This is a genomic window from Streptomyces sp. NPDC005728 (assembly GCF_040630895.1).
In the GTDB taxonomy this organism is placed as follows: domain Bacteria; phylum Actinomycetota; class Actinomycetes; order Streptomycetales; family Streptomycetaceae; genus Streptomyces.
In genome coordinates this window covers 1-1,101 of record NZ_JBEXYL010000307.1, presented here as the reverse complement: position 1 = coordinate 1,101, position 1,101 = coordinate 1, and the positions used below count along the sequence as shown (strand labels likewise).

Here is a 1,101-nt window from a genome sequence, read left to right as displayed (position 1 = left end):
AGAGGGCGTTTGAAGTAGGCAGATTGCCCTTGATGCCCTAGTAAGTCCCTCGCCAGGTAGGGGTGGTCTCGTCCGTTATGCGCCTGGCGAGGTTGTCGATCGAGGCGATGCGGATCATGGCTTCGGAGCTGGCGGTGAGGGTCTCGTAGTCGCGGGCGAGACGGCGGTGCATCATGATCCACCCGATGCTCCGCTCGACCACCCAGCGCCTTTTCACGACGTGAAACCCACGGGTGCCCGGGTTTCTGTTGACGACTTCGACATCGATTCCGAGGTTGGCGCCATGCTCGACGACGGCGTTCTTGAAGCCGGTGTCGACCCAGCTCTTGGAGATGGTCGGGTACTTCTCCTTCGCCTGGTCGAGGAGGCGTATCCCCAGGGCGTTCTCCGAGAGGCCGGCGGCGGTGACGGTCACGGCAAGGATGAGGCCGATCGTGTCGGTGAGGATGCCGCGCTTCCTCCCGACGATTTTCTTGGCCGCATCCGTTCCCTGGCTGGTCAGGGGTACGTTGCTGGAGGTCTTCACGCTCTGGGTGTCGATCACGGAGGCGGTCGGCTCGGGCTTGCGCCCCTCCTTCACCCGGGCCAGTCCCGTCAGGTCGTAATTGAGCTGGGCGAAGATTCCTTCGTCGCGCCACGCGGCGTAGTAGGCATAGACGGTGCCGTGGTTCGGGAAGTCGTGCGGGAGGTATTTCCAGGGGATTCCCGTGCGGTTCACGTAGAGGATCGCGTTGAAGACGTCACGTAAATCGACCTTGGCGGGCTGCCCGGTTGGCCTGCGGTCGAGCCGGACCTTTCTCCAGGCCGTCAGCGTCGGCTCGATCAGGGCCCATCGGGCGTCGGACAGGTCGCTGGGGTACGGCTTGCGCTCGCTCACGGCGTAGCGTGACCATGGGCCAGCCGGAGGGCTCGGTTCCGCTGTTCATCAGGCGATTCCGTGGCATCTTCAAACCAGACGGACTTTCAGGTACAGAAGCGAACGAGACGGATGGCCGAGCCTCCGCCCCGGAGAAGGTCATTCGCCGCGTACGGGAGGAAAGCCCTCAGAGCAGGACAGGGACGAGAGCCGCGTATAGGGCCGGACCTGCATAAACGCCCTCT

Annotated in this window: 1 protein-coding gene; it reads right to left on the bottom strand. The window is 63.8% G+C overall.

The window, feature by feature from the left end; all coding sequences use genetic code 11:
* Positions 1–37: 37 nt before the first annotated feature.
* Entirely contained in the window at positions 38–877 is an 840-nt protein-coding gene (locus tag ABZ471_RS48810; RefSeq protein ID WP_359075652.1) for an IS5 family transposase, read from the bottom strand.
* Positions 878–1,101 lie beyond the last annotated feature (224 nt).